Consider the following 26,946-nt stretch of genomic DNA (forward strand, 5'->3'; position numbering starts at 1 on the left):
ATGTAGCCTTTTTTATTCCTAATTCTTATGACCTTGCATCCAGCGATAGCAATGCGTCTATAAGCAGACATGCAATACCAACACTACATAAGCCATTGCGCTGTACAAATACCTTCTATCATCGTATTACTGTCGTTTTACTCACTGTCGTGACTTGTGCTGCTAATGGCATCTCTCATCTGATCAATTGCTAATGACCTATCTATGAATCTAACTGAATTAAAGAAAAAATCAATCTCTGAGCTGTTGGCTATTGCCAAGGAAATGGGTCTTGATAACATGGCGCGTAGCCGTAAACAAGACATTATCTTTGCTATCTTAAAAACCCATGCCCGCAACGGTGAAGCCATCTATGGTGACGGTGTGCTTGAGGTTCTCCCTGATGGTTTTGGCTTTTTACGCTCATCAGAAGGCTCTTATCTAGCAGGTCCTGATGACATCTATGTCAGCCCTAGCCAAATTCGCCGCTTCAGCTTAAAAACGGGCGACAGTATCGCTGGTACGATTCGCCCACCAAAAGATTCTGAGCGTTATTTTGCGCTACTAAAAGTTGGTGAAATCAACTTTGATACGCCAGATCGCTCACGTCATAAGCTGATTTTTGAGAACCTAACACCCCTATTCCCTACTGAGCAGCTAAAGCTTGAGCTTGGTAATGGTACTACTGAAGATCTGACAGGGCGTATCATTGATTTGATCGCACCAATTGGTAAAGGTCAGCGCTCTATTATTGTCGCACCGCCAAAAGCGGGTAAAACGATGTTATTGCAATCTATTGCCCAGTCCATCACTCGCAATAATCCTGAATGCTACTTAATCGTCCTGTTGATTGATGAGCGTCCAGAGGAAGTCACCGAGATGGAGCGTACCGTGCGCGGTGAAGTCGTTGCCTCTACCTTTGATGAGCCACCTCAGCGTCACGTACAAGTGGCTGAGATGGTCATCGAAAAAGCCAAACGTCTGGTCGAGCATAAGCAAGATGTGGTGATTTTATTAGACTCGATCACTCGTCTGGCACGTGCCTATAACACCGTTATACCATCATCAGGCAAAGTATTGACCGGTGGTTTGGATGCCAATGCGCTTGAGCGTCCAAAGCGTTTCTTTGGTGCTGCGCGTAATGTTGAAGAAGGTGGCAGTTTGACGATTATTGCCAGTGCGCTGATTGATACTGGTAGTAAGATGGACAGCGTGATCTTTGAGGAATTCAAAGGAACGGGCAACCAAGAAATCACCCTTGAGCGCGACTTGGCCGAAAAACGTGTCTTCCCTGCAATCAATATCAAAAAATCAGGCACACGCCGCGAAGAGCGCTTGTTGGACGAAGATAAACTACGTAAAGTCTGGATTTTACGTAAACTGCTGCAGCCGATGGATGGCGTCCAAGCTACTGAATTCTTGTTAGATCGTCTCAAAGAAGCGAAAACCAATGACGAGTTCTTTGAGCAAATGAAACGCAAATCACAGAACTAATTTACGCATATTTTTTACAAGCATGCCATTGTTTGCTTGATATAAAGACTGCCGATCGGTGGTCTTTTTTATTTCCGATTGCCAAAATACTCGCCTACCTATTTTTGCGCTAAGTACCTCATATAAGCAAGTACCTCATATAAGCAAGTACCTCATATAAGCAAGTACCCGTTTTATGATACAGTGCGGCAACATCAATTACATGTCGTTTGCAAAGTTTAGCGTTTTTACTACGACTAACTATCTACTAACCCACTATTATGGCAGGCAGTAGGAATACATTTGAAAATATCATGGACATTGTTTTTTTAAAGGTATTATATTTCAAACTTGACGAATAAATAGGTGATAATATGAAATTTGCTAAGACGATCGCAATGACAGCAATTACTAGCTCAGCACTAATCATGACTGGTTGTAATTCATATGGTGGTATGAGCAATACCGCTAAAGGCGCAACAGCAGGTGCCGCAGCTGGCGCACTTATCAGAAGTAAAGGCGACAGCAAAGACATCGCTCGTGGTGCATTGGCTGGTGCAGCTATTGGCGGCGCTGGTGGTTATGTGCTTGATAACAACTAAAAACTTCTACACTGATATTTCTCCATTATTAAATTGAGTGATATCAACCAGAAAATAATAAAAAAGCCTGCAATTGATTGCAGGCTTTTTTATGTCAAATTTTTGCGTGGTTCGTGGTTATTGTTGTACTCATAACCCATAGGCGGAGTTGCAAAAAATAATCTTACTTTTAAAGCGCACCACTAAAGGTATCGCAAGATTGTACATTACCGCTCTCTAAGCCCCGAGTGAACCACTCAACACGCTGCTGGCTAGTACCGTGAGTGAAGTTATCAGGCGCAACCGCTCTACCACTCGCCTGTGCCAATCGATCATCGCCGATCTGACCGGCAGCATTAATAGCCTCATCAATATCGCCCGCTTCTAAAAACTGTACACGCTCTTGGTTACGCTGCGCCCAAACGCCAGCAAAGCAATCTGCCTGCAGCTCTTGTAACACTGATAACTTATTGGACTGTGCTTGGGTCACTTGCCGACGGGCTTCATTGACCTGCTGACTAATACCTAGTAGCGTCTGAACATGATGACCCACCTCATGTGCGATAACATAAGCCTGGGCAAAATCCCCCGCTTTACCTTGGTTTTCCTGAGTCCCAGAGCCTTGCTGATCCCCTGCGATACCCAGATTTTGACGCATCTCCACAAAAAAAGATGTATCTAAATAAACCGTCTGATCCCCTGGGCAGTAAAAAGGCCCTGTTGCAGCGCTAGCACCGCCACAAGCTGAATTCACCTGACCATTAAACAGAATCAATGAAGGCTCTTTATAAGTACTACCCGCTTCGTTAAATATCTGATGCCAGACCTCTTCAGTATCCGCCAGCACAACTTTGACAAACTGGGTATCTCGATCGTCACTTATCGCAGGTTCGCTGGAAGTTCCATTACTACCACCACCAGCGATTACCTGACCTGTTTGCAGCGCAGTCATAGGATTTACCCCAAATACCAGCCATAAAATACCTGCGATGATGATACCGCCGATACCACCACCTATCATTTTGCCGCCGCCCGTACTAGAGCGAACATTAGAACTGCCTCGTCTGCCTTGCCATTTCATAGTTTATTCCTCAAATATACGAGATATAGTCACTCGTATTGTTCATTATTCATGTTGTACAGTATGCCGCTCAATACGTTGATTTGATTTTTGGTTTGCTCACTCACAAGCAATTTTTCTTAATATAAATAGCGCTAATTATCATGGCCTACTTGTCCCATACTAATGGCGTACTTGTGCCTCATTAGACGAGACAATCGGCTCTAATTTTACTTAACCAAACACCATAAATACGTTAAATTACAGCCAAAAGTAGGACTGCATATTGTTCCGTAACAGTCTGATGTCATTGATTATACGTCGATTAATCGGGTTTGTTGTATTAAAAATACTATCGAACAGATGAAGTAAAATATTATTTTAAATATTATTGTTACTTAATTGTACAACCCTATTTCCATTTTCATATAAAACATATAGAATGCGTGGAAGCTGAGTAGCTGTGACTAAGACTAATTGAATTCTGAGGAACCTCGGAATTCGTCCTTTGTTGCTGCTACTGCTCATTTCATTTTTCCGGAGAAAACCTTATGAAACTTAAATTACTTGCTCTAGCTGGTATCATGACTGCAACTATGGGCCTAACTGCCTGTGACAGCAACAAAGAAAACGCTGCTGAAGATCTATCTGACGCGCAAGAAGAAGTGCAAGATGCACAAGAAGAGCTAGCTGAAGGCGCTGCTGACGGTGAAGCTATCCCTGCTGATGCTGACGCTGCTGTTGCTGACGCTGAAGCTGACATCGCTGACGCTCAAGTGGCAACTGCTACTGACGAAATGGACGCTGAAGTTCCTGTAGACGGTACTACTACTAGCGTTGACGTAGCTAGCGAAACTGATACTGCTACTGCTGATACTGCTGCTGTTGACGCTTCTGACGAAGTTGTTGTTGAAGAGCCAGCTCAGTAATTTATTGTTCATACAATAAATAAACGGTAATAAAAAAAAGAGAGCCTATGCTCTCTTTTTTTTATGCCTGCAATTTATGACAGCTAGTTACCTATAACCATACTTGGTATTTATTGGCTATACAAGATACATGCAGCGCAAGATATAGAGAATCATAATCGCAGTCACGCGCAAACATATATCAATAGTTTTACAAGGTTATAGCGAAAGCAAGCAGGCTGTCATATTCAATAACGCATTAAGTATCGAATAAACGCTCATCAACTTTCTGACGAAATTTTTGTCCTGTCTTGAAAGTCACGACGCGGCGTGCCGATACGGCGACAGGCTCTCCTGTCTTTGGATTGCGGCCTGGACGGCTGTTTTTGTCTTTAAGCTCAAAGTTGCCAAAGCCTGAAAGCTTGACCTCTTTGCCATCAATCAAACTATCTGACAGCTCATCAAAAAAGTTCTCCACCAGACAGCGACCTTCTTGGCGTGTCAGATTTAGATGACTCATTAAGTGCTCAATCATGTCAGATTTAGTTAAGGTGCTCACAGTACGACTCCTATGCTATGTCGTGATGTCGAATATCATGGTTTAGCGGTATGAGGGTTAAGTCTAATTATTATAAAGGTTTTTTGAGTAGTTTTTAATAAACTATACATTAAAATCCTTTATTAATAATGACTTAACTTATTTTACAAATAAAATGGTTATAAATAATAGTTTTTACGAATAGCAATGCTCCATAGCCTCATAACTGAAGAGGCTATAGAGCATTGGGTATTTTAAAGACTAAATATTAGCTGTCACGTAACTGGACTGCATGTTGATCCGTTAATGCCTGTACAACCTTATCAGTGGCAGTTTTTACAGCTTCATCCGATAGGGTTTGTGTAGCATCTTGCCATACAAGCGCAAACGCCAATGAGCGCTGACCAGTCGGTACTTTATCGCCTTGATACACATCAAATAGCCACAGATCAGTCAACAAATCACCTGCCGCAGCTCGTACCGTTGACTCTAAAGTCTGCAAACTGATATCACTGTCTACTAAAATAGCAATATCACGGCGCACTTGTGGGAACTTGCTAGGCGTCGTAATCGAATGCTGCTCACGAGCAAGCGTGAGTAACGGTGCCAGTGACAATTGGGCAACCCATGTCGTTGGCAGATCCAACTGCTTAGCAGTATTTGGATGTAGCTGACCCAACCAACCAACATAGATATCATCGATATATAACTCAGCGCTTTGTCCTGGATGCAGGAAGCTCAGCGCACTACACTCATAGCGAATACGGGCGCTATCGATCTGCGCTGGTAATAACTGTTCAATATCATGTTTGAGATCATAAAAATCTAGCGCACGATTTTGATAAGCCTGCTCACTCCATACATCACCCACTGCGACCAATGCAATGCTTGGGGTTTGCACCAAATCACTGATACTTTGTCCAACAAAGCTAAGACCCGTCTCAAAGAAACGTACGCGTGGCTGCTGACGATTCAAGTTATATTGCACGCAAGGCAGTAAACTTGACAGCAAGGTACGACGCATGACCGCCAAATCACTAGAGATAGGGTTTGCCAGTGCCAACACCTCTCCTAGCGCTTCATCATCAAGCAATGCTTCTAATTTTGCATCACTAAAGCTAAAGCTGATGGCTTCCATATAACCGTTATCAACCAGTGCTAGCTTCATCCCATGAGTCAAATCTGCAGTATCGTCATAATCCATGCTGACTTGCAAATATGGCAATACGCTTGGAATATTGTCATAGCCATAGATACGGGCAATTTCTTCGATGAGATCCTCGCGGATACTCATATCAAAACGGTAAGACGGCGGCTTACAAATCAATGCGTCGTTTTGCTGCTCTACCTCAAAACCTAATTGAGTTAAGATACGCACCATCTCTGATGGATTGATATCAATACCAATAACATCACGTACTTTCGCGATTGGCAATGTAATCGGTTCGCGTGCTGGCAGATGCTCAAGGTTTTCGGCCGTGACTATTTGTCCTGCTTCGCCGCCCGTGATGCTTGTGATCAAGTCACAAGCTCGTGCCAAGGCAAGTTCCGGCAATTCAAAATCGACCCCACGCTCAAAACGCTGTGATGCATCCGTATGCAATCCAAAACGGCGTGCGCGCGCAGCGATAGCCAGTGGATTAAAGAAAGCGCTTTCTACCACGATATTGGTCGTACTATCGGTGACACTGCTACGCTGACCACCCATAATGCCAGCCAGTGCCAAGGCACCTTTGTCATCAGCAATCACAAGCTCATCACCGGTTAGCGTAACTGTTTGCTCATTGAGCAAAGTAATGGTTTCATCAGGCTGTGCCAAACGCACAACGATATCACCTTCGATGGTATCGGCATCAAAAGCGTGTAGCGGTTGCCCCAATTCCATCAACACATAATTGGTCACATCGACCAAGAAGTTGTGTGAACGTAGTCCTGACTGTACCAATGCATCTTGCATCCATTTTGGAGTATCGATGCTACGATCAATATTGCTAATCGATTGCAACAGATAGCGAGGGCACGCCTCTACCGCATCAACAGTTACAGCGGGCGTTGCACCATTATCAGAAGCGACTACATTGTCAGGAATCTCTGGCAACTGTACAGGCAAGTCATTGATGACTGAAATCTCGCGAGCGATACCGCGAACGCTAAAGCAATCACCACGGTTTGGGGTGATAGAGATATCTAATATCTGATTATCTAGACCTAAATACTCACGGATATCGGTACCAACTGGTGCATCTTCAGGCAACTCAAGCAGTCCATCTATATCATCTACCAAGTCAATTTCAGAGGCGCCGCATAGCATGCCGTTTGAGGCAACACCGCGTAGCTTGCTTTTCTTAATCTTAAAACCTTTTGCCTCATCGCTTGGTAGTATCGCACCAACGGTAGCAACCGGTGCTTTCATACCGACGGTCACATTAGGTGCGCCGCAGACAATTTGCAGCGGCTCAGCGTCGCCAATATTTACCTGCGTGACACGCAGTTTGTCTGCATCAGGATGCTGCTCAACGCTGATAACTTCACCGATGACCACACCGCTAAATGCACGGGCAACTGCGTAACGGTCATCAATCTCAAGCCCTGCCATCGTCAGCTGTTCAGCCAACTGTTCGCTGGTATTTTGGGGATTTACCCATTGACGTAGCCACTGTTCGCTAATTTTCATAAATATCTCGGATCAGAATTTTATAATAAAGATGTTGGAGTAAAGCTTGGCAAATTAACTTGTTGTATTAACAAGGAGCACTTTTATATCAACAAAAGCACGTTAGCCAAATTGCTTTAAGAAGCGCACGTCATTTTGGAAAAACAAACGTAAGTCATCAATACCGTAATACAACATCGCAAAGCGCTCGATACCCATCCCAAATGCAAAGCCTGTGTATTTGTCGCTATCAATACCGCAATTGGTCAATACTTGTGGATGTACCATACCGCAGCCCATCACTTCAAGCCATTTGCCGTTATCATCTAAGATATCTACTTCTGCAGACGGCTCAGTGAATGGGAAAAATGAAGGACGGAAACGTACGGTCAGCTCTTTGGCAAAAAATGCTTCTAGAAACTCACTAATCAGACCTTTTAGCTCAGCAAAAGTGCTCGACTCTGTGACCATAAGGCCTTCTAGCTGATGGAACATCGGTGAGTGGGTTTGGTCTGAGTCGTTACGATAAACACGGCCTGGGCAAATGATGCGAATCGGTGGCTCGTTCTTTTCCATGGTACGAATCTGGACAGGACTGGTATGCGTACGCAGTAGATAATGCGCATCGAAATAGAATGTATCATGCATCGCGCGCGCAGGATGGTGCGACGGGATATTCAACGCTTCAAAGTTATAGTAATCGCTCTCAACTTCAGGGCCGGTGGCAACATTGAAGCCCGCTTGAATAAAGTACTGCTGCATACGCTGAGTAATCATCGTTACTGGATGCAGATGACCTTTTTGACCACCGCGAGCAGGAAGAGTAATATCAATGCTCTCTGCTTCTAGCTTGGCGTTGAGCGCGGCGACTTCTAACTGCTGCTGTTGATCGCTCAGCGCTTGCTGAATGCGGCTACGCACCTCGTGCAACCAGCCGCCGTAGGTTTTTTTATCATCAGCATCGAGTTTGCCCATCTGCTTTGACCAGCCCGTCAATGGGCTCTTTTTGCCAGTCAATTGCACACGCAAGTCTTGCAAGGTACGCGCATCAGTTACTTGTAGAATCAAAGCTTCAGCAGCACTCGCAAAGTCGGTAAGCTGAGCTTCATTGAGCTCGTTTAGCTCTGAAGACAAGGTCGGTAGCGCCGACAAGTCGTTGGTAGCAGCAGGGTTAGTCATAAGACGCATTATTCCTGATTTGAACGGACTATTAAGTAAGTATAGTGCTTGGTAATTGTAGGGGTTTGACCAAATATTGCAAACCATTTATCCAGTTATGTTTATATAAAAATTGATATAAATACTGTTTATAAGAATGGCTTGAGTATTTAGTCGATGACAAACGTATGTCGTATCGACAAAGCCTCGACGTCGAACAGGCGTAGAATAATTTCATATAAAAAAAGCCACCGACCAGCGGTAGCTTTTATTAATATCGTACTATTAATCAATATTAGTTCTATTCGTTTAGATGCTTACTTAGATAAATTTTATATCTACTTAATCTCTAAAGAGTAGTTAATATTTATGCTAGTTCCGCTTTTGCTTTTTCGACCAATGCTGTGAAAGTCGCTGCATCATGCATAGCGATGTCTGCTAGAACGCGACGATCGATTGCGATGTTTGCTTTTTTCATGCCATTGATAAAGCGGCTATAGCTCAAACCATTTAAGCGTGCACCAGCATTGATACGTGCGATCCAAAGACGACGGAAAGTACGTTTTTTGTTGCGACGGTCACGATAAGCATATTGACCAGCTTTGGTCACTGCCTGTACCGCTACGCGGTAAACACGTGAACGGGCACCGTAGTAGCCTTTTGCGCGTTTTAAGATTTTTTTGTGACGGCGATTTGCCTGTACACCACGTTTTACACGGGCCATAATTTACTCCAAGATTTTGTAATCACTGTTAAGCGAGTGATGATGCTGTCAAATAACAAACATCATTGTCAGATTGCAAAGTCAACTATCATTTCATCAGATAGTTTTCAATCAAAGATAGATGACAGTAGGCTATTAGATGTATGGGCACATACGACGAATGGCTGCTTCGTCAGACTTATGTACCAACTTAAGACCACGCAACTGGCGAATACGCTTAGGTGATTTCTTGGTCAAAATATGGCTTTTGAATGCTTGCTTACGTTTAAAGCCGTTTGCTGTTTTTTTGAAGCGTTTAGCGGCACCGCTTCTGGTTTTCATCTTAACTTTCATGATGATTTGCCTCTTTTTCTGTTTTAGAACCTGGTCGTCAAATAGTCATACCGAATAATCGCTATATAAATAACAACTAAACCTCTATTTGCCTCGAGGTGGGAGGCGGTATTTTAGCAGATAGTGCCTTGTTTTGCCAAGTAAAGTTTTGGTTAAGCTTTACTTGGCAATAAAGACCGTTAGCCAGCATGAGTAGCGCTACAGCGCAGCTCTTAAAAACCTCATAAAAATGGTCAATTTTCATCCAAATAGATTGAATGTCAGCTGAAGCTGTGCTTAAGTAGATACTTAAGTTACATCATAATATGAGTGTCATGAAAGCACACTCATTTATTAAGTGTATACAGCCTTTTATTTGTTCATCATTATTATGATTCTGCCAACCTATCGCATGATAAGTAGCATAATTGTTTGCCACCACTTTAGGAGATAGTGTGTCAAAGCAAGAGTTGGTATTTGAGGATTATTTATTTGTTTTTGAGACAGTGATGCGCGTGCGTCATACCGAAATCGACTTGGGACAGCATGTGACCATCGAATCTCTGACCGCCCTTCTGTCCGAAGCGCGACTAAGGTTTCTACAGGCTAAAGGTATTAAAGAAATCAATTCAGATAAACAGGGCTTGATTATTGATACATTGCAGTTGGTTATTTTGAGTCGTATACGAGTATGCGAAGAGCTTTTGTTTGAAGTCGGTGTTGAGCCAATATATGATAATGGCGGTAATATAGTGATAAAAGTTACCCGTATGCACACGGGCGAAACGGTCGTAAAAGCACGGCAGCATTTTAGAAATTATGATTTTAATCTCAATAAAGTGATTAAGCTCGATAACACGACCAAAGAGGCTCTATATCCTCATTTATTTAGGCTGTAAAATAGCGAGTCAATATCACCTTTCTCATTTTAATGCTCGCGCAGCTTTCATATGACATCATATTTCAGAGCATTTTAGACAATCTCCTCGCTCTCATCATAACTCGCTCCAATCATAAGTAGTATAATTACTTATTGATATTTTTACTCTCTAACTATAAGACGACACATACATTATGACTCTACCTGCTTGGCTGACTTCCATAACTTTTAATGCTGATGGTTTGATTCCTGCAATTGCTCAAGATCACAAGTCAGGCCGTATTTTGATGATGGCTTGGATGAATGCAGACGCATTACAGCTCACCGCACAAACGCAGACCGCGGTTTATTTTTCGCGTTCGCGTGGCAAATTGTGGCACAAAGGCGAATCATCAGGTCATACGCAAACCGTCCACGACATTCGTCTAGACTGTGACGCAGACGTGATTGTGCTAAGCGTGACTCAAGCGGGCGGTATTGCTTGTCATACAGGCCGTGAGTCTTGTTTTTATCAGCGTTTAGATCTATCAGGCCAAACACCTGAATGGCAGACAGTCGATAAAGTATTGAAAGACCCTGCGGATATTTATCATTCTGATAAATCTGCTAGCACCAATGCTGAAAACGAAAATGCTAGCGCGACCATCGACTCTAATAACACTCAAGCGCAAGTCGATAAAGGCTCTGTGCTACAACAGCTCGATCAGGTATTGGCAGAGCGCAAACAAGCCGATGCCGACAGCTCTTATGTCGCCAGCCTATACGCCAAAGGCTTGAATAAAATATTAGAAAAAGTCGGTGAAGAGAGTACAGAGAGCATCATTGCTGCCAAAGATTTTGCTCACTGTGATGAAAATAAAGACAAAGCTGCTTTTGAGGCGGCGCGCCACGAGCTGATCTATGAAGTGGCAGATGTCTGGTTCCATACTTTAGTCGGACTGGCATGGTTTGACATAGAGTCAGACGCTGTACTAAATGAGCTAGGTAGACGGTTTGGCTTATCAGGTATCGACGAAAAAGCGGCTAGATAGTTATTAAGATACAAAAAAAAGCATCGACCCTGTTTGATTATTGTTGATTTCACCTATTTGTAATAACTGCGGGTTATAATATAGCTCTGTTTTATCTCGCATTATATGTGATGCTTTTTTTGATACATAAACCTTTTATCAACGCAAAGCTGGCTTTATCAACACAAAGCAGACATATAAAGACTGAAAACCAAATCACAAAAACAGGTCACAAAACCAAGTCACAAGGATACCATTATGGGTAGTTTTTCTATTACGCATTGGCTGATACTATTGGTCGTCGTCGTTGTCGTGTTTGGCACTGCAAAACTAAAAAACGCTGGCAAAGATTTGGGCGGTGCGGTTAAAGGCTTTAAAGAAGCGGTCAAAGATGAAAATACAGAGCATGCCAAAAAACGCGTGGTGCTTGACCATGATGGCACGGCCCATACCGACGAGCGCCCAGCAACCACTAAGGTTGATGACAAGCATAATGTATAGCATCTAGACAGTGACATCGGACCATTATGTTTGATATCGGGTTTTCTGAACTACTTCTCTTTGGCGTAATCGCCCTAATCGTCTTGGGCCCAGAAAAACTGCCACAGGCAGCGCGTACGGCTGGGCAATGGTATGCCAAAATTCGCCGCACCGTCTCCACATTACAGTCTGAAATAGAGGCCGAGCTAGACTTGGCTGAGACACGCCAACAAATGCAAAAAGAACTTGCCAAAATTCGTCAAACCGAAGCCGATATGAGGCGCGAGATGGCAGAGATGCGCGGCAATATGAAAGCCTTTGAAAGCTCACAAAACCATTCTCTAAAAGCATCAAATGAAGCGGTCGCGAATGATAGAGATAACAAAGCTGACGACACAAAAAATCATCAGCAATCAGCCATACCAAAAGCATTCGACTACTCTTACGCAACTGACGAGCCACAAGATACTTTAGAGAAAGGTCAGTTATCAAAGCGCGGTAACAGCAACGATGATAGCGATATGGCCGCGCCCGTTACTCAAATCCTTAATACCCGACCGTGGGAAAATATGTGGTTCCGTTTGGGTGCTTACGATAAAGCACGTCGCCTCCCAATGCCACCTTATCTACCGAACTATAAAGCCGATACCTTACTAAATAGCTCGGTAAGTACGCAGACTTCTGATAATAAGCAGGGGACTGACTGATGCAACTACTCAAACGAAAAAAAAGCCGCCAAGAAAAACTCACTGATTCAGATATTCCTGCTTTAAATGGCATTAATCAAGACGATAAAGCAACAACTGATAGCACTCAAAATGAATCATCAGAGGATGTTTTAAGCGCATTGGGCGACATGCCTATCACTGAGCATTTGATTGAGCTACGCCGCCATTTAATTAAAATATGCGTGGCTGTCTTGATCATCTTTTTGGGTTTGGTCGGTTACTCACGTGAGCTGTATAACTTTTTATCAGATCCGTTGGTGGCGCAATTACCTGCTAATTCGACCATGATTGCCACAGATATCACCTCGAACTTTATGGCACCGATACGTCTGACGGTCTTCGTCGCCGCCTTTTTGGCGATGCCTTATATTCTGTATCAGATATGGTCGTTTGTCGCACCAGGGTTATATAAAAAAGAAAAGAAAATCGCTATCCCAGTGCTGCTGTCTTCTATATTTTTGTTTTATGCAGGTGTGGCTTTTTCTTACTTTATTGTGCTCAAAGGGGTCTTAAAATTCTTTATTATGTTTGCCCCGCAAAACGTACTACCCATGACGGATATCGACAGCTATCTCAGTTTTGCCTTAAAATTATTTATGGTATTCGGCTTAACGTTTGAGATTCCAGTTGTTACTTTACTATTGATATTGGCAGGTATTGTCTCCATTCAGAGTCTAGAAGAAAAGCGTCGTTATATTATTGTGGGCTGTTTTGCTGTGGCTGCTGTGGTCACGCCGCCCGATGGCGTATCGATGCTCATGCTAGCGATTCCGATGTGGTTGTTGTTTGAGCTTGGTTTGTTTTTGGCGAAGATTTTAATCAAAGAAGAACCTAGCACTGACCTGATACCAACCGTCAAAGAATAAAGCATTTACCCGTCTGACTTATCTTGTTTTCTTCTTGCCCCGCGCGTAAGCTTAGTGCTTATTGTCACGATTGAGTACCACCATCTATAAGCCATTGTTGATCCAGTGGCTTTTTTTGCCCCTTGTGTTTTTAATCACTTTTTGTATTTAGGTAGCTTTATTATGTCCGCATCGATGCCAGCTTATATGAGCGATCCCACTGACGAGCAGCTCGCCGCGCTGAATATGGCGATGGATCACAAATCATTTAAAGTGGTGGCGTATGCAGGCGCCGGTAAGACCACGACACTCAAGCTAATCGGTGAGCGCTTGCGGGGTCGCGGACTGTATCTGGCTTTTAACAAAGCGATTGCCAATGATGCACGGCAGAAGTTTCCGCCGCATGTAGAGTGCCGTACTTTTCATTCACTTGCGTACCGTCATGTGGCTCGTGATATCACTGCCAAGCTGTCGCTGCCGCGCTTTTCACCTAAGCGTCTCGGTGATGATTTGGGCTTGCAGCCTGTACAAGTGCGTCGGCAAATGGATGGGGTTAATAAATACATTACGCTGACACCAGCACGGTTGTCTCGATTCGTCAGTGACGCAGTGAGTAATTTTTGTAGTACACATGCCAGCTACCCTGCGCCAAGGCACATCCTGTTTCCAAGCTGGCTCGATGATTCAGACGCCGAGCAATTACGCGAGATGCTCTACCCTGCCGTTGAGCAGCGCTGGCTACAGTCGATCGATGCGCGTCATCCTGCGGGCATCGGGCATGATATTTATCTCAAGCTGTGGGCATTGTCCAAGCCGAGCATCCCTGCGGACTTTATTTTGTTCGACGAAGCGCAAGATGCTGATCCATTGATGATGGGTATCTTGACCCAGCAGTCGAAACAAGTCATCTATGTGGGCGATGCGCACCAGCAGATTTATGAATGGCGCGGCGCCGTAAACGCGATGAAAAAGCTGCCGCTACCGCAGACGTTATTAACGCAGTCTTTTCGCTTTGGTGAACCGATTGCAGAAGTGGCCAATACTCTATTAAAAGCACTACAAGAAGACGTGCCACTAAAAGGCAATCCGAATAAGCAGTCCTCTACCGATAAGGGAATGGTACATAGTAAAAAAGATGCTATTCTCTGCCGTACCAATGCCGCCGCCATGTCGCAATTATTGACAGGGTTAAAGCACGGGCATCGCGTAGCGCTACAAGCAGATACTGATCGCATGCTCAAATTCTGCCAAGCAGCGGAGAACTTAAAAAATGGCAGATCGGCTTACGGGGTGCCCGAGCTGGCTTATTTCTATAATTGGGGTGATGTACAAGAGTATGCTGAAACCAACGAGGGTAGCGATCTCAAAACACTAGTCAAACTGGTCGATGATCATGGGACTAATGTATTAAGCCAAGCGGTCAACAGTCTTACCAGTATCGAAAATGCGGATTACGTTATCTCTACCGCTCATAAAGCCAAAGGGCTTGAGTGGGGTAAAGTACAACTAGATGATGATTTTTACTACGATGTGACGACCAATGCGGTCAAGATAAGTCCAGAAGAGCTGCGCTTGCTTTATGTTGCTTGTACCCGTGCCCAGAGTAATCTAGATATCCACAATATTAAAGACTTGATTTCTGGATTACAGACAGGGAAAAAAGTGATTTTTGGGTCTTAGCAATGAGTATTAACTTCATAAATTTTACTCAATGCGAATACTTACTTAAAAAGCTGTTTTGATTATTCATTATTTCCATTTTTGTCCAAATCTTGTCGCTATTATCATCAACTACGAAATTAAAACCTTCTAGCTTTACCATAATTAATATCTTAGTGATATTAAAAGCTTCGTTCTGATAAAGGCGTCTAATTTCAACGCAAAATGAAAATTCCGGCTCACTGCCTAAGTGACTCGCAACTTCTAGCTTTTCAGAACTATCATATTCTTTAAGGTAGCCTTCGTAAGGATAAATCTGAATTAAATAACCGTTCTTTGATGGCACGTAATAAGTGTTCCCAATAACTTCTGAAAATTCCATAAAAGCTTTTTCAACTTTATCAATTTCTGTGTTAGCAAAATGTAAAACAATACTTTCAGCCATAATCTGTATACTCATAACATTTTAATTTAAGCAAAATTTCTATCCATTACCCTTTCAAAACACTGACTCAAACCAACATAAATAAATTAAGATACGCTATCATATACCTTACTAATTTATACCTATATGCCCTTAATGTCTCCTTCAAAAAACTTATTCCAAAATCCAGTCCGACTCCTCGCCCCGATGGAAGGCTTAACCGATCCTTTGATGCGCCAGATCTTAACGCAGATTGCGACGGATTTAGGGCGTCCTTATGATTGGTCAGTGAGCGAGTTTATTCGTATCACTCAGCATGTCTTGCCAGCCCATGTGTTTTATAAATACGTACCCGAGCTACATCATGATGCCAAAACGGCTTCTGGTACGCCCATTCATGTGCAGCTTTTGGGTAGCGACGCGCAGCTGATGGCAGAAAACGCCACTTATGCTTGCGAGCTTGGCGCGCCTGCCATTGATATCAATTTTGGCTGTCCTGCTAAGACAGTTAATAGCCATCGCGGCGGCTCGGTGCTACTTGATGAACCCGAAACCATGTATCAGATTATCAGTGCGGTACGTAAAGCGGTACCCGCGCATACTCCTGTGTCGGCCAAGATTCGCTTGGGCTATACCAACACCTCACGGATGGATGACATTCGCGGTGCAATTGCTGCAAGTGGCGCTGACTGGTTGACCATCCATGCACGCACCAAAACCCAAGGCTATAAGCCGCCTGCTTATTGGGACAAAATTCAAAGCTTTAATGCACTTGATATTCCTGTGATTGCCAATGGAGAAATATGGACAGCAGCGCAAGCAAGTGACTGTATGACGCAATCAGCAACGCATCATTTGATGCTTGGGCGCGGCGCAGTGACACGACCTGATTTGGTTGCACAAGTTGACAATGACACTGAAAACAGTACTGACAGCGTAGAGAATACGGCAACCTTGTTATGGCAAGACTTGATTGCGCATCAAATTAAGTTTTTGGAAGGTGAGGCAAAGAACGATGTGGTATTGGTTGGGCGTTATAAGCAGTGGCTGGGTATGCTCACCAAAGGCTATGCTGAGGCGCAAACAGTGTGGGAGAGTATCAAGCGAGAGAAAAACAAAGCGGTGATCATCAATGCACTACAAGCAAGCGTACAATAATAATCACCTGATCATATGTGGTCTACTTGGTAAATATAGACGGGTAACGCTATACACTGACTCGTATCGCCAGATAAAACAGCATCAGACAGCATGCCATGGATAGCACCCAGAGAATAGAGCGAAACGTCGATAAGTTGGTGATATAAGCGGTGCAATAACCAATTCGAATGATCACATACAGCCATGCCAACACATTAATGATCGATTGTGGTACAAAGAACAGCATGGCCACCAACACGGCCGCCAAAAACACTGGCAGAGTTTCATAGCTATTTTGCTGCGCAGCATTGGCACGTGCAGCCATTCCAGTTGTGTGCTGAAAAAAATCGCGAGGATGTGCATTATTTCTGACCCTAAAGCCGCCAGATACTTTTGCCACTATTGATACCGCCCATGGCAGTAAGCTCGCTACCACCATCGCCCAGATGGCAGACGCAACTTTATCAGAAACCAAGTCAAAAAATGCACTGATCATCGTATAAATCCTTAGCCTGCAATCACTTCAAAATCATGGGTAATATTGACCCCACCTGCGACTAGCATGCGACTGGCTGAGCAGTACTTCTCTGCTGATAGATGAATGGCCTTTTCGACCTGTTTGTCTTTAATGTCTTGACCAGTAACCACAAAATGCAGGTGAATATCGGTGTAAACGGCTGGTGTGGTTTCGGCACGTTGCGCAGTTAGCTCACAACGCACATCCGTCACTGCTTGACGTGATTTTTGGAGGATTGACACCACATCGTAGCTGGCACAACCACCCAGTCCTAGTAAGACTAGCTCCATTGGGCTTGAGCCTTTTTCTTTGTCCGCATCGATTTGTACATTGTGTCCTGATGGTGACACGCCCATGAACGCTTTGTTCTCTTGCCATGTAACGCTTGCTTTTGATTCTGACATTGTAAATGTTCCTTACTGTAATTGGCATAAGCCTATTTTTATTGTTTGAAATATATGCAGCTTTGCTAGTGTAGCATAAGCCAAAGCAAGATTTGATAAAGCCATTGTTTGGCTATGGTGTCGTGAGAAAACAATTTCTTGGTTTTACTCTCTTCTTCAATAAATGATTTGAGCACTATGAAGCTATCGTTACTCGCATCGATATTTATCAAATTTTTATTTGAAAAACCTACAAAAGTCTGTTTATAAATAATTGATTTTAAAAGGTAAAACTCGTGAAACATTTTATAGCAAAATACTGTTACACATTCTGCTTGTTTCTTGGTTTAATGACGGTAATGAATCTTGTTTTTAGCTGATATTGATAACCATCACCTTATAATAATTATGATTGCTATCGCAGTATCAGATGAAAACAGGCTATTTTTAAACAAATTAAAAAGGTTTAGTCATGATAGATGCAGACGGCTTTCGCGCCAATGTCGGCATCATCTTGGCAAATACACAAGGGCAGGTTCTGTGGGCAAAACGTATTGGTCACAACGCTTGGCAATTTCCGCAGGGTGGTATCGACCGCGGGGAGACGCCGATGGATGCAATGTATCGCGAGCTCTGGGAAGAGGTCGGTTTACACCCGCGTCATGTGGACTTATTGGCAGTCACTCAAGACTGGCTGCGCTATCGTCTGCCAAAACGTTACGTACGCCATGGCCAGCACCCCTTATGTATTGGGCAAAAACAAAAATGGTTTTTGCTACGCTTAGATGAGCCGAATACCCAACATATCCGCTTTGATGAAGGGAAACCTGAATTTGACCATTGGCAATGGGTCAGCTACTGGTATCCACTCGGACAAGTGATTCACTTCAAACGAGGCGTGTATCGTCGCGCCCTACAAGAGCTGGTACGTGAGCTACCCTTAAAGCAAGAGCTGATCTTGCCTGAGCAAAGCAATCATTTGATTCAGTCTTAATCAGTAAAACGTACTTTTATTGTTTGTCATATTACAAAAAGCCTGTATCCAGTGATGCAGGCTTTTTTGTGTGAATGGTTTTAATAATGATGTATAGGTTCTCGTGAAATCAGTAGAAGTTATCACTGACATTGAATAATAAGTTTTTACTCACTAGCCACTGAATGTGGATACTCTCGACTGACAATGTGAGCGGTGATCTCTGAATCTACCCCGCCATTTTTGCTCAAGGTCAAAATACTCTGGGTTCGTGTTCCATAAGTAGGCTTGCTGGTGTCAGCATTGCCAAAGCTCACAGGCTCAATATAGACAGAGGATAAGGTCTGTTCAAGCTCAGTGCTCATCCCTGTATCTGGCAACTGATCATCCGGTGCCTTGGTATTATCTGACAGCACATTGAATGCAGCTGCTTGCCAGTAGGCAGCCGCGCTGTCCTCGGCAATCAATGGCAACACCTCTTGGCGTAAACGCCCACGCAACCGCTCAGTCTTAAACCAGCTATCCTCTGGCTGACCGTTTGAAATCACATGCAATCCTGTATGTAGCGGCGTGGGGGCATGACCGCGATTATTAACAATGACTGCTTGCCTAGCGTCACCAATAATCAGATTGAAACCCGCATAAGCTTGTAATTCAATCTGTCGTGCAAACGCCATCGGACTGAGCGTACTGGTCAAAAAACGCGTTACCAACTCACCACGTGAACGTTCATTGGCACTTGCCTGCACACCGTCCCGAAAGTTCAATACGGCCGCCCAGCGACCATTTTGCTGATAAATAGTGTCATCCTCGCCTACTGTATCTGTTAGCGACTGCTGATGAATACCTAGCCATGTACCGCCACTTTGCTTATCACGCCCTGCATAAATCGGCTGATCAGACCATTGATGCAGCTTCTCTGTCGGACGCTGCAAAAACTCATCGCGATTAGACAATAGCACTAATGGCAGCTCGTCAAACAACTGCCAAGCAATGGCGACAATACACATAATATTCCTTTGATAAACGTTTATGGGGCGCGAGATTTTTGGTAAAAATAAACATCATCACTTAAAACTGATTTGCTCAGCAAGGATCATCTATCGATCACCACTCAATATCTTATTGGCAGGGTAACTGATTTGGGATGTTGTACGTATCACCTGTGACTGTTTACTCGGCACGTTAAACTCCCACGCTACCATACCTTGATTGTCATTCCAATTACGCTCGGTGACAGGCGGCGTGTGGGTAACGGCGACTTTGAGACTGTCATCACGACTGATAGGCTCGCTCCCCAATACTTGCAGGCGCACAGTGCGGTTATGCTGATTGGTAAATTCATAGGCTTGGGTGGTTGTTAGAGTTTGGGTGCGGTTGAGCACGCCTTTTTCCCCTTGCTTGTCTTCATTGATTAGCGCTTTGACCATCATGCTAGGATCACGACCAAAACCAATCCCCTGCTCTTTTAGCATTTGATAGTTATAGCGCGATTGTCCAACATAGTTGTCATCACGGTACAGCTGTAGTGAGCCGTCCACCCACTCTGGCGTCAGGAACGGCGCTGATGCATACCAATAGGCGGCCGTCTCAACGCTCGGGGTACTACGAACCCACAGCTTACTGCTGCCAGACTGCTCGCCAATGACAGTACGCACTCGCCTGCCACCACTGGGTATCGTCACTCGCTGCGGCAAGCGATATTCAATAATACCGTTTTTATTTTGGCTACTGACCGTAAAGTTCGGCAGTGGTGCCATATTTGGTGCTCTAGAATCGTCGCTATAACCTTCTCTGGCAGATACTACGACAGGCGTGTTATCCGACATAGGTATTGCATACTCAACATTTTGGTTTTCTTCATAAAGTGATAGGCGCGGCACATGAGGCAGTCGTCCTGTCGCGCGCTGGTTGGGGTTGGCTGTACTGAGAGTGACAGGAACGTTGGTCCAATTCTCGCCCGTTTGTTGGGCGATAATCGCAGAAGCGGTGATATTTAGCTGCTCGCTATTGGTGTTGAGACGCGCCTGATACGTAGGCTCCCACCCTGCGCCTTGCACTTGATAGTGCAATTTTAGCGTACTTGGCGAACGACTGGCAGTGCGTACACTCACTTGGGTCACATTACTCGCCGTTGACGTGACACTGCTTGCCATCATCTGATTTAGTGTATCTTGGGCGCTTGCTTGGCGCTGCTCCATCTCAATAATACTTTGGTTAATACGGGTCGCCTGCGCCTCTATATCGCGTGCGTTACTAGCAATCGTACTCGCCGTGTTGACTTGCGTGGCCTTAGTCAAATTTTGCAAATAGGCTTTTGCTAAGCGCGCCGCTTCTAATTCCGCATTAATACTAGCTAAAGTATTTTGCTGTGTTTGTACCTCGGCATCGCCTTGATATTGGCACTGGATTGCTTGCTCTCCTGTTAACTCTTCAATGCTGATTTCACCAATATTGACACCACCTATTGCCTGCACGCTGAGACTGTCTTTATCCATATAAGGTGATAGGCACGAAAATACCACGGTTTGCTCACCGCTACCAGTAATGGGCAATGAGCGTGTCACACTCGCCAGCCCTTGATAGACAGTCACTTGCTCGATACTACTCGTTGCTGCTTGGGCGACGGGTAAGCCTAATACCGTACTGCCCCCAAGCACAAGTGGCAAAACCATAAGGCGCGATCGTTGCGAGCGCCGTGATAAGGTGCGAGCAGGAGCCGTTAGGCCAGACCACTGTGTTCGGTATGCGTTCATATATCTTTCCTTGGGGGTGTGATTAATCATGGCGTCAGCGTAATCTGTTCATGAGATACGTATGTGAAATAATGTCTATTCTATAGGCATTACCGTAGACGTTTTGTCAGTCTTTGGCAATAAATGCTTTTGTTCGTTGTGCTATTTTGATAATAACGGCTCTTTTTTTGCTACCAGTCTGTCAATTGCACCAATTTTTTATCTCCTTCCCCGTTATGGTGCGTTCTATTAACAAACGTGCACTAAATTAACGAAAATAATAGAAAATATTTTTTTATTGCTCAAATATTATACGATTATTGGCATTTTTGAGTTGGCACGGAACTTGAACGCTTAATAACTGTTCAGGAGCCATACTTTATCTTTTGTGTCTATTTAGGAGATGTCCATGTTTTCGTTACCCACTTTAGTCAATCCTCAGTTTGTTGACGCTCACCTACACGGCAAAATCAAATCACGCTTCTCGTTACTAGCGATTGCCGTCATTGGCAGCCTGAGTCTTACTGCTTGTCAAAAGCCTGCCGAAACTGCGACATCGACAGAGACAACAACCGAAACCACGACAGAAACAACAACCACTCCTGCCGCTGATGGCGACACGATCAAAGTAGGCATCTTACACTCGCTATCTGGCACCATGGCCATCTCTGAAACCTCGCTAAAAGATACCGCACTCATGACCATTGACGAAATCAATGCCAATGGCGGCGTGCTCGGTAAGCAGCTAGAGCCTGTGGTGGTGGACCCTGCCTCTGACTGGCCCTTGTTTGCCGAAAAAGCGCGTCAGCTGCTTACTCAAGACAAAGTCGATGTGATTTTTGGTGGTTGGACCTCGGTCTCGCGCAAGTCTGTCTTGCCCGTGGTTGAAGAGCTCAACGGCTTGATGTTTTATCCCGTTCAGTATGAAGGACAAGAGCAATCAGAAAACATCTTTTATACTGGCGCGGCGCCCAACCAGCAGGCCATTCCAGCGGTAGAGTATTTGATGAGTGAAGAAGGCGGCGGTGCAGAGCGCTTTGTATTACTGGGTACCGATTACGTCTATCCACGAACTACCAACCAGATTCTAAAGGCATTTTTGAAATCAAAAGGCGTGGCTGATGAAGACATCATGGAAGAGTACACGCCATTTGGTTTTAGCAACTATCAAACCATCGTCTCGAATATTAAGAAATTCTCAACAGGCAAAAAGACGGCAGTGATCTCTACCATCAATGGCGACTCAAACGTGCCATTCTATCGTGAGCTTGCCAACCAAGGCATCAAAGCCTCGGATATTCCCGTCATGGCATTCTCAGTTGGCGAAGAAGAGCTGCGCGGTATCGATACCAGCTTGCTACAAGGACACTTGGCGGCATGGAATTACTTTATGTCGATCAAAAATCCCGTCAATAGCGATTTTACCAAACGCTATAAGCAGTACGCCTTGGACAAAAACCTGCCGAATGCCGACAAGGTTGTGACCAACGATCCTATGGAAGCCACTTATGTGGGTATCAATATGTGGAAACAGGCAGTGGAAGATGCTGGCACCACCGATGTTGATAAAGTACGTATTAGCATGGCTGGACAGACATTCGATGCGCCCTCTGGCTACACCCTCAAGATGGATGAAGAAAACCATCACTTATGGAAGCCTGTCATGATTGGTCAAATTCGCGCCGATGGTCAGTTTGATACGATTTTTAAAACGCCAGAGGTCATCCGAGCGCAGCCATGGAGCGAGTATATCCCGAAATAAATGGCTCCCTCAATAAATAGGTGCTGAAAAGCGCATGGTGGTAGCAAGTATGAATAGTAGACAAATAGTCCATATCAATGAACGAGCCACCGCCTACTCGCTATCTTGAAGTTCAGCACTTATTCTCAAAATTTTAAGTACCTCCAAACCTTATCACGGCTTCTATGACTTACTGCGTTAAGTAATAGAGGACAAGGATTTGTTGTCTGTAAAAACAGGGAGCCGCACATGCAGCACCATACTTTACGCCCATTGTTGGGGCAGATATTATCCAAAAACAATAATGATCAGCAAGCATTAGCAAAGACATATGCGGCTAGGATCTCAATGGTTGTGCCGCGACGGCTGCTGGTATTAATTGCCTTACTGTTAGCGGCCTTCACCACCATCGTTCATGCAGATGACGATGCTCAATCGGTAAATATCGCCACTGTGACCTCAGAGTCGATGACCGATGGTAGTGACACGCTGCGTACCAATAATGAGCAGTCATTGACTACCCCGACACAGCCTACGACGGCAGTATCAGGCGATGCTATTCAACAATTTGTGGCGGGCGATTTTAGTCAGCGCCAAGCCATGCTAAGTGCTTGGCCAGGATCGGTTGAGAGTTTGGACAATCTTGTCGAGTTGATTGCCAATGATGAGCTGTATCAAGGCAACCGTGGGCAAACGTATTTGCTCAATGCAGAGGATCAACTCTTCACATATCCCGACAAAACCGAAACGTCCGATTGGCCAAGCGATTTGTCCCAAGTCACCTTGACCAATACCTTACGCTCGGCGCTTATCTTTGGACAAGCCAAGGTAAAGCTCGAATCTGACAAGCCAGCACAGCGCTTGCAGGCTGTGGAGATTTTGGCAGATAACATTGACCAAGTCGATCCAGCCATTATCACAGCCGCTGCCGCAAATGAGGACAATGCCAACGTTCAAAAAGCACTAACGGCTCTACAGGCTCGTATTGATTTCAAAAATGGCGATTTACCCACTCAGATTGAGGCTGTGAACCTACTTGCTGATAGCGATAATCCGCAGGTATTGGTTGATCTTGAATCTGCCCTTGCATCTGACGACTTGGATCCCACGCTTGAGGCGGCGCTCAGTGATGCCAGAGATAGCGTGGCACGCCGTATTGAGATAAGCACATGGACAGGTCATATTTTCACTGGCATGAGTACCGCCAGCATTTTATTGCTCGCAGCACTTGGCCTTGCGATTACTTTTGGTTTGCTTGGCGTGATTAATATGGCGCATGGTGAGCTAATTATGATTGGTGCGTATACCACTTATATGGTGCAAAATTTATTTAAAGCTTATTTGCCAGATATGGCGGGCTGGTATTTGCTTGCTGCTATTCCCGCTGCATTTTTGGTCAGTGCCATCATCGGTATGATTATTGAGCGCATTGTCATTCGTCCGCTATATGGTCGTGAGCTGGAGACGCTATTGGCAACCTTTGGCGTGAGTCTAATCTTAATGCAATTGGTACGGATGATTTTTGGCGCGCAAAACGTTGAAGTCAGCAATGTGGCGTGGCTCAGCGGTGCCTATCAAGTGTCATCAAGTTTGGTACTGCCTTATAACCGTATTGCCATCATCGTATTTACCGTCATTGTCGTGGCGCTACTGGTGTACTTGCTCAACAAAACCCGCTTTGGATTATTTATACGCGCCGTCACTCAAAACCGTCAAATGGCACGTGCCGTTGGTATCCCTTCTGCGCGCATCGATATGATGGCATTTGGTTTGGGCTCTGGACTGGCTGGTATGGCTGGTTGTGCGCTTGCTCAAGTGGGCAACGTGAGTCCTGATCTGGGTCAGACGTATATTATCGATACCTTTTTGGTCGTCGTCGTTGGCGGGGTCGGACAAGTATGGGGCGCGGTTTTGGCCGCCTTGGGATTGGGTGTCAGTGGCACGGTGCTTGAGATTGGTATCGGTGCGGTATTGGCCAAGATTGTGTTGTTGGTTCTTGTGATTCTGTTCATTCAGAAGCGGCCACAAGGTTTATTTGCCCTCAAAGGCCGCTTTGTCGAATAAGGAGACTCTTATGATACTGACCAAATTACTGTCTGATACAAGGCGTAGCGCCATTTTAATCGGTTTGTGCTTTGCGGTGCTATTGATACTCCCTTGGCTGCACTTAATGCCAGAGACGTCACCCTTTCACCTATCCGCCTACTGGATTACCCTGATTGGCAAAATCATGGCACTGGCAATGGTGGCCTTGGCACTAGATCTGGTCTGGGGCTACGCTGGTATTTTGAGCTTGGGGCATGGTTTATATTTTGCGCTGGGTGGTTATGCGTTTGGCATGTACTTAACGCGTGAGACTGCTGGCGATGGCTTGCCTGATTTTATGCGTTTTTTGAGCTGGACTGAGATGCCTTGGTATTGGGCCGGCACGCAGCATTTTTGGTGGGCGATGGCATTGGTGGTTTTGGTGCCAGGTGTGATTGCCTTTATCTTTGGTTTTTTTGCTTTCCGCTCAAAAATCAAAGGTGTTTATTTTTCTATCATCACTCAGGCCATGGTCTATGCCGCCGCCCTGCTATTCTTCCGTAACGAGACCGGCTTTGGTGGCAATAATGGCTTCACGGGCTTTACTACCCTCTTAGGTTATGACATTACTGCTGCCTCAACCCGTTCTATGCTGTGTTTTGTTACCGCCTTGTCATTACTCCTCTCTTACATAGGTCTGCGTTATTTGATGAATCAGCCGTACGGGCGAGTGCTAGGCGCAATTCGTGATAGCGAAAACCGCTTACAGTATTTAGGCTATCGCACGCTGTGGTACAAGCTCTCCGCTTGGGTATTGTCCGCCGTCATTGCTGGTCTCGCAGGTGCGCTCTATGTGCCGCAAGTCGGTATTATCAATCCAAGTGAGATGAACCCTGTGAACTCAATTGAGATGGCCGTTTGGGTAGCCACTGGTGGTCGAGGCAGCTTGGTGGGTGCGATTTTGGGAACAGGTGTGGTGAATGCAGTAAAAACCTATTTTACAGTTGCCTATCCTGAGTTTTGGCTATTGATATTGGGCGGGCTGTTCGTTGTGGTCACGTTGTTTTTACCCAATGGCATTATGGGCTTGTTCGACCGCTTTAAAAAGGAGAAAGAGTAATGCTAACTGATAAATCAACAACGTCCGAGCAGCCAACTAATGAGTATGGGCGTACTCATGGTGGTACGGGTCGCAGCCATCCAAAGCCGTCAGGCGTTGATTTTAGCCATGGCATTGCGCTATATCTAGAAGAGGTGAGCGTTTGGTTTGACTCGTTTCGCGCACTCAACAATCTGTCGCTCTATATTGAGGAAGGTGAGCTGCGCTGTATCATCGGCCCCAATGGCGCGGGTAAAACCACGCTGATGGATGTCATCACTGGTAAAACTCGACCTACCGAAGGCAGTGTGTTTTTTGGTCAAACGCATAATCTTGCCAGCCTATCTACCGAAGAAATCGCTGAAGCGGGTATCGGGCGTAAGTTTCAAAAACCCACCGTGTTCGAAAATTTTACGGTAATGGATAATTTGCTACTTGCTGCGCCAAAAGACAAGCGCGTGGTCAAAAGCTTGTTCAACAAACTCGATGCCGATACGCGCGATACCCTCAATTCGACCCTTGAGCAAATCCGCTTGACGGACAAAATCAACAAGCCAGCGGGCTTACTCTCTCATGGTCAAAAGCAATGGCTAGAGATTGGTATGCTGTTGATGCAAAGCCCCAAGCTCATTTTGCTCGATGAGCCTGTGGCTGGTATGACGGATGCCGAAACTGACCATACTGCCGAGCTGTGCCTGCGCCTCAAACAGAACCATACCTTAGTGGTGGTCGAGCATGACATGACTTTTATTGATGCGATTAGTGAAAAAGTCACCGTATTGGCACAAGGGGCGATATTGGCCGAAGGTACCTTGGCGGAAGTGCAAGCCAATGAAGCGGTGATTGAGTCCTATTTAGGTCGATAGTTGGACAATGATTCAATACATCATTAGCCCATAAACCGCGAAGCTATGCAAATGC

Annotated in this window: 26 protein-coding genes; 15 read left to right on the top strand and 11 right to left on the bottom strand. The window is 44.9% G+C overall.

Features of this window, described 5'->3' with window-relative positions:
• Positions 1-204 precede the first annotated feature (204 nt).
• Together rho and BTW00_RS04480 are read left to right on the top strand one after the other, a co-directional pair.
• Positions 205-1,473, top strand: coding sequence for a transcription termination factor Rho (rho, locus tag BTW00_RS04475; protein WP_058023543.1), 1,269 nt, complete (start codon positions 205-207; stop codon positions 1,471-1,473).
• 353 nt (positions 1,474-1,826) lie between these two features.
• Complete coding sequence (locus BTW00_RS04480; RefSeq protein WP_058023542.1) at positions 1,827-2,054, top strand: glycine zipper 2TM domain-containing protein; 228 nt, start codon at positions 1,827-1,829, stop codon at positions 2,052-2,054.
• Between the two features lie 169 nt (positions 2,055-2,223).
• On the opposite strand, the gene BTW00_RS04485 is transcribed toward BTW00_RS04480, so the two are convergent.
• Positions 2,224-3,114 (bottom strand): neutral zinc metallopeptidase, encoded by an 891-nt coding sequence (locus BTW00_RS04485; protein ID WP_075106424.1) that lies wholly within the window; start codon positions 3,112-3,114, stop codon positions 2,224-2,226.
• 530 nt (positions 3,115-3,644) lie between these two features.
• Between BTW00_RS04485 and BTW00_RS04490 the strand changes: the two genes are divergently transcribed.
• Entirely contained in the window at positions 3,645-4,022 is a 378-nt protein-coding gene (locus BTW00_RS04490) for a hypothetical protein (RefSeq protein WP_075106425.1), read from the top strand.
• A 238-nt stretch (positions 4,023-4,260) separates the two neighbouring features.
• Here BTW00_RS04490 and BTW00_RS04495 read toward each other — a convergent pair whose 3' ends face one another.
• The 5 genes from BTW00_RS04495 to rpmI all read right to left on the bottom strand — a co-directional run bounded on the left by BTW00_RS04495 (position 4,261) and on the right by rpmI (position 9,407).
• A complete protein-coding gene (locus BTW00_RS04495; protein WP_058023539.1) occupies positions 4,261-4,560 on the bottom strand; it encodes an integration host factor subunit alpha in 300 nt (99 codons plus the stop codon).
• 247 nt (positions 4,561-4,807) lie between these two features.
• Positions 4,808-7,213: a phenylalanine--tRNA ligase subunit beta gene (pheT, locus tag BTW00_RS04500; protein WP_075106426.1), complete on the bottom strand. Its 2,406-nt coding sequence runs from the start codon at positions 7,211-7,213 to the stop codon at positions 4,808-4,810.
• Positions 7,214-7,315: 102 nt separating this feature from the next.
• Entirely contained in the window at positions 7,316-8,371 is a 1,056-nt protein-coding gene (gene pheS, locus BTW00_RS04505; protein ID WP_058023537.1) for a phenylalanine--tRNA ligase subunit alpha, read from the bottom strand.
• Between the two features lie 346 nt (positions 8,372-8,717).
• The gene (gene rplT, locus BTW00_RS04510) at positions 8,718-9,074 is read right to left on the bottom strand and encodes a 50S ribosomal protein L20 (RefSeq protein WP_011281252.1); all 357 of its coding nucleotides are present in this window, start codon (positions 9,072-9,074) and stop codon (positions 8,718-8,720) included.
• A gap of 135 nt (positions 9,075-9,209) precedes the next feature.
• The gene (gene rpmI / locus BTW00_RS04515; RefSeq protein WP_058023536.1) at positions 9,210-9,407 is read right to left on the bottom strand and encodes a 50S ribosomal protein L35; all 198 of its coding nucleotides are present in this window, start codon (positions 9,405-9,407) and stop codon (positions 9,210-9,212) included.
• 434 nt (positions 9,408-9,841) lie between these two features.
• Between rpmI and BTW00_RS04520 the strand changes: the two genes are divergently transcribed.
• The 6 genes from BTW00_RS04520 (at position 9,842) to BTW00_RS04545 (ending at position 15,009) form a co-directional block, all read left to right on the top strand.
• A complete protein-coding gene (locus BTW00_RS04520) occupies positions 9,842-10,285 on the top strand; it encodes a thioesterase family protein (protein ID WP_075106427.1) in 444 nt (147 codons plus the stop codon).
• 175 nt (positions 10,286-10,460) lie between these two features.
• The gene (gene hisIE / locus BTW00_RS04525; RefSeq protein ID WP_075106428.1) at positions 10,461-11,297 is read left to right on the top strand and encodes a bifunctional phosphoribosyl-AMP cyclohydrolase/phosphoribosyl-ATP diphosphatase HisIE; all 837 of its coding nucleotides are present in this window, start codon (positions 10,461-10,463) and stop codon (positions 11,295-11,297) included.
• A gap of 237 nt (positions 11,298-11,534) precedes the next feature.
• Entirely contained in the window at positions 11,535-11,777 is a 243-nt protein-coding gene (gene tatA, locus BTW00_RS04530) for a Sec-independent protein translocase subunit TatA (RefSeq protein ID WP_075106429.1), read from the top strand.
• Positions 11,778-11,803: 26 nt separating this feature from the next.
• Complete coding sequence (gene tatB / locus BTW00_RS04535; protein ID WP_075106430.1) at positions 11,804-12,463, top strand: Sec-independent protein translocase protein TatB; 660 nt, start codon at positions 11,804-11,806, stop codon at positions 12,461-12,463.
• Positions 12,463-13,350 (top strand): twin-arginine translocase subunit TatC, encoded by an 888-nt coding sequence (tatC, locus tag BTW00_RS04540; RefSeq protein WP_075106431.1) that lies wholly within the window; start codon positions 12,463-12,465, stop codon positions 13,348-13,350. The genes tatB and tatC overlap by 1 nt, the downstream gene beginning before the upstream one ends.
• A 162-nt stretch (positions 13,351-13,512) precedes the next feature.
• Complete coding sequence (locus BTW00_RS04545; RefSeq protein ID WP_075106432.1) at positions 13,513-15,009, top strand: UvrD-helicase domain-containing protein; 1,497 nt, start codon at positions 13,513-13,515, stop codon at positions 15,007-15,009.
• Between the two features lie 28 nt (positions 15,010-15,037).
• Here BTW00_RS04545 and BTW00_RS04550 read toward each other — a convergent pair whose 3' ends face one another.
• Entirely contained in the window at positions 15,038-15,433 is a 396-nt protein-coding gene (locus BTW00_RS04550) for a hypothetical protein (protein WP_143506531.1), read from the bottom strand.
• Between the two features lie 135 nt (positions 15,434-15,568).
• Between BTW00_RS04550 and BTW00_RS04555 the strand changes: the two genes are divergently transcribed.
• Positions 15,569-16,570, top strand: a complete 1,002-nt coding sequence (locus BTW00_RS04555; protein WP_075106434.1) for a tRNA-dihydrouridine synthase — start codon at positions 15,569-15,571, stop codon at positions 16,568-16,570.
• A gap of 49 nt (positions 16,571-16,619) precedes the next feature.
• On the opposite strand, the gene BTW00_RS04560 is transcribed toward BTW00_RS04555, so the two are convergent.
• Positions 16,620-17,048 (bottom strand): MAPEG family protein, encoded by a 429-nt coding sequence (locus BTW00_RS04560; RefSeq protein ID WP_075106435.1) that lies wholly within the window; start codon positions 17,046-17,048, stop codon positions 16,620-16,622.
• An 11-nt stretch (positions 17,049-17,059) separates the two neighbouring features.
• Entirely contained in the window at positions 17,060-17,473 is a 414-nt protein-coding gene (locus BTW00_RS04565; RefSeq protein WP_075106436.1) for an OsmC family protein, read from the bottom strand.
• A gap of 451 nt (positions 17,474-17,924) precedes the next feature.
• On the opposite strand from BTW00_RS04565, the gene BTW00_RS04575 reads away from it, so the two are divergent.
• Positions 17,925-18,446 carry an RNA pyrophosphohydrolase gene (locus BTW00_RS04575; protein WP_058023527.1) on the top strand — a complete coding sequence of 174 codons (522 nt, stop codon included), beginning with the start codon at positions 17,925-17,927 and terminating at the stop codon, positions 18,444-18,446.
• Between the two features lie 146 nt (positions 18,447-18,592).
• Here BTW00_RS04575 and BTW00_RS04580 read toward each other — a convergent pair whose 3' ends face one another.
• Complete coding sequence (locus BTW00_RS04580; RefSeq protein WP_075106438.1) at positions 18,593-19,435, bottom strand: NRDE family protein; 843 nt, start codon at positions 19,433-19,435, stop codon at positions 18,593-18,595.
• Positions 19,436-19,525: 90 nt separating this feature from the next.
• Complete coding sequence (locus tag BTW00_RS04585) at positions 19,526-21,181, bottom strand: DUF4139 domain-containing protein (RefSeq protein WP_083603570.1); 1,656 nt, start codon at positions 21,179-21,181, stop codon at positions 19,526-19,528.
• A 388-nt stretch (positions 21,182-21,569) separates the two neighbouring features.
• Between BTW00_RS04585 and urtA the strand changes: the two genes are divergently transcribed.
• From urtA to urtD, 4 genes are all read left to right on the top strand, one after another.
• Positions 21,570-22,922 (top strand): urea ABC transporter substrate-binding protein, encoded by a 1,353-nt coding sequence (urtA, locus tag BTW00_RS04590; protein WP_075106439.1) that lies wholly within the window; start codon positions 21,570-21,572, stop codon positions 22,920-22,922.
• A gap of 447 nt (positions 22,923-23,369) precedes the next feature.
• Entirely contained in the window at positions 23,370-24,965 is a 1,596-nt protein-coding gene (gene urtB, locus BTW00_RS04595; RefSeq protein ID WP_143506544.1) for an urea ABC transporter permease subunit UrtB, read from the top strand.
• A 10-nt stretch (positions 24,966-24,975) separates the two neighbouring features.
• Positions 24,976-26,046: an urea ABC transporter permease subunit UrtC gene (gene urtC, locus BTW00_RS04600; RefSeq protein WP_075106441.1), complete on the top strand. Its 1,071-nt coding sequence runs from the start codon at positions 24,976-24,978 to the stop codon at positions 26,044-26,046.
• Positions 26,046-26,891 (top strand): urea ABC transporter ATP-binding protein UrtD, encoded by an 846-nt coding sequence (urtD, locus tag BTW00_RS04605; protein ID WP_075106442.1) that lies wholly within the window; start codon positions 26,046-26,048, stop codon positions 26,889-26,891. Before urtC ends, urtD begins: the two co-directional genes overlap by 1 nt.
• Positions 26,892-26,946: the final 55 nt, after the last annotated feature.

This window comes from Psychrobacter sp. C 20.9, assembly GCF_001921765.1.
GTDB lineage: Bacteria > Pseudomonadota > Gammaproteobacteria > Pseudomonadales > Moraxellaceae > Psychrobacter > Psychrobacter piscatorii_B.

Bases quoted from the DNA above. Each gene is read 5' to 3' on its own strand.
- rpmI (WP_058023536.1), bottom strand. From the start codon at position 9,407: ATGAAAGTTAAGATGAAAACCAGAAGCGGTGCCGCTAAACGCTTCAAA.
- BTW00_RS04580 (WP_075106438.1), bottom strand. From the start codon at position 19,435: ATGTGTATTGTCGCCATTGCTTGGCAGTTGTTTGACGAGCTGCCATTA.
- tatB (WP_075106430.1), top strand. From the start codon at position 11,804: ATGTTTGATATCGGGTTTTCTGAACTACTTCTCTTTGGCGTAATCGCC.
- urtD (WP_075106442.1), top strand. From the start codon at position 26,046: ATGCTAACTGATAAATCAACAACGTCCGAGCAGCCAACTAATGAGTAT.
- BTW00_RS04560 (WP_075106435.1), bottom strand. From the start codon at position 17,048: ATGATCAGTGCATTTTTTGACTTGGTTTCTGATAAAGTTGCGTCTGCC.
- tatC (WP_075106431.1), top strand. From the start codon at position 12,463: ATGCAACTACTCAAACGAAAAAAAAGCCGCCAAGAAAAACTCACTGAT.
- BTW00_RS04545 (WP_075106432.1), top strand. From the start codon at position 13,513: ATGTCCGCATCGATGCCAGCTTATATGAGCGATCCCACTGACGAGCAG.
- BTW00_RS04490 (WP_075106425.1), top strand. From the start codon at position 3,645: ATGAAACTTAAATTACTTGCTCTAGCTGGTATCATGACTGCAACTATG.
- pheS (WP_058023537.1), bottom strand. From the start codon at position 8,371: ATGACTAACCCTGCTGCTACCAACGACTTGTCGGCGCTACCGACCTTG.
- BTW00_RS04585 (WP_083603570.1), bottom strand. From the start codon at position 21,181: ATGAACGCATACCGAACACAGTGGTCTGGCCTAACGGCTCCTGCTCGC.
- BTW00_RS04550 (WP_143506531.1), bottom strand. From the start codon at position 15,433: ATGGCTGAAAGTATTGTTTTACATTTTGCTAACACAGAAATTGATAAA.
- urtC (WP_075106441.1), top strand. From the start codon at position 24,976: ATGATACTGACCAAATTACTGTCTGATACAAGGCGTAGCGCCATTTTA.
- BTW00_RS04485 (WP_075106424.1), bottom strand. From the start codon at position 3,114: ATGAAATGGCAAGGCAGACGAGGCAGTTCTAATGTTCGCTCTAGTACG.
- urtB (WP_143506544.1), top strand. From the start codon at position 23,370: ATGACCGATGGTAGTGACACGCTGCGTACCAATAATGAGCAGTCATTG.
- BTW00_RS04565 (WP_075106436.1), bottom strand. From the start codon at position 17,473: ATGTCAGAATCAAAAGCAAGCGTTACATGGCAAGAGAACAAAGCGTTC.
- BTW00_RS04480 (WP_058023542.1), top strand. From the start codon at position 1,827: ATGAAATTTGCTAAGACGATCGCAATGACAGCAATTACTAGCTCAGCA.
- rho (WP_058023543.1), top strand. From the start codon at position 205: ATGAATCTAACTGAATTAAAGAAAAAATCAATCTCTGAGCTGTTGGCT.
- BTW00_RS04575 (WP_058023527.1), top strand. From the start codon at position 17,925: ATGATAGATGCAGACGGCTTTCGCGCCAATGTCGGCATCATCTTGGCA.
- pheT (WP_075106426.1), bottom strand. From the start codon at position 7,213: ATGAAAATTAGCGAACAGTGGCTACGTCAATGGGTAAATCCCCAAAAT.
- BTW00_RS04555 (WP_075106434.1), top strand. From the start codon at position 15,569: ATGTCTCCTTCAAAAAACTTATTCCAAAATCCAGTCCGACTCCTCGCC.
- hisIE (WP_075106428.1), top strand. From the start codon at position 10,461: ATGACTCTACCTGCTTGGCTGACTTCCATAACTTTTAATGCTGATGGT.
- rplT (WP_011281252.1), bottom strand. From the start codon at position 9,074: ATGGCCCGTGTAAAACGTGGTGTACAGGCAAATCGCCGTCACAAAAAA.
- urtA (WP_075106439.1), top strand. From the start codon at position 21,570: ATGTTTTCGTTACCCACTTTAGTCAATCCTCAGTTTGTTGACGCTCAC.
- tatA (WP_075106429.1), top strand. From the start codon at position 11,535: ATGGGTAGTTTTTCTATTACGCATTGGCTGATACTATTGGTCGTCGTC.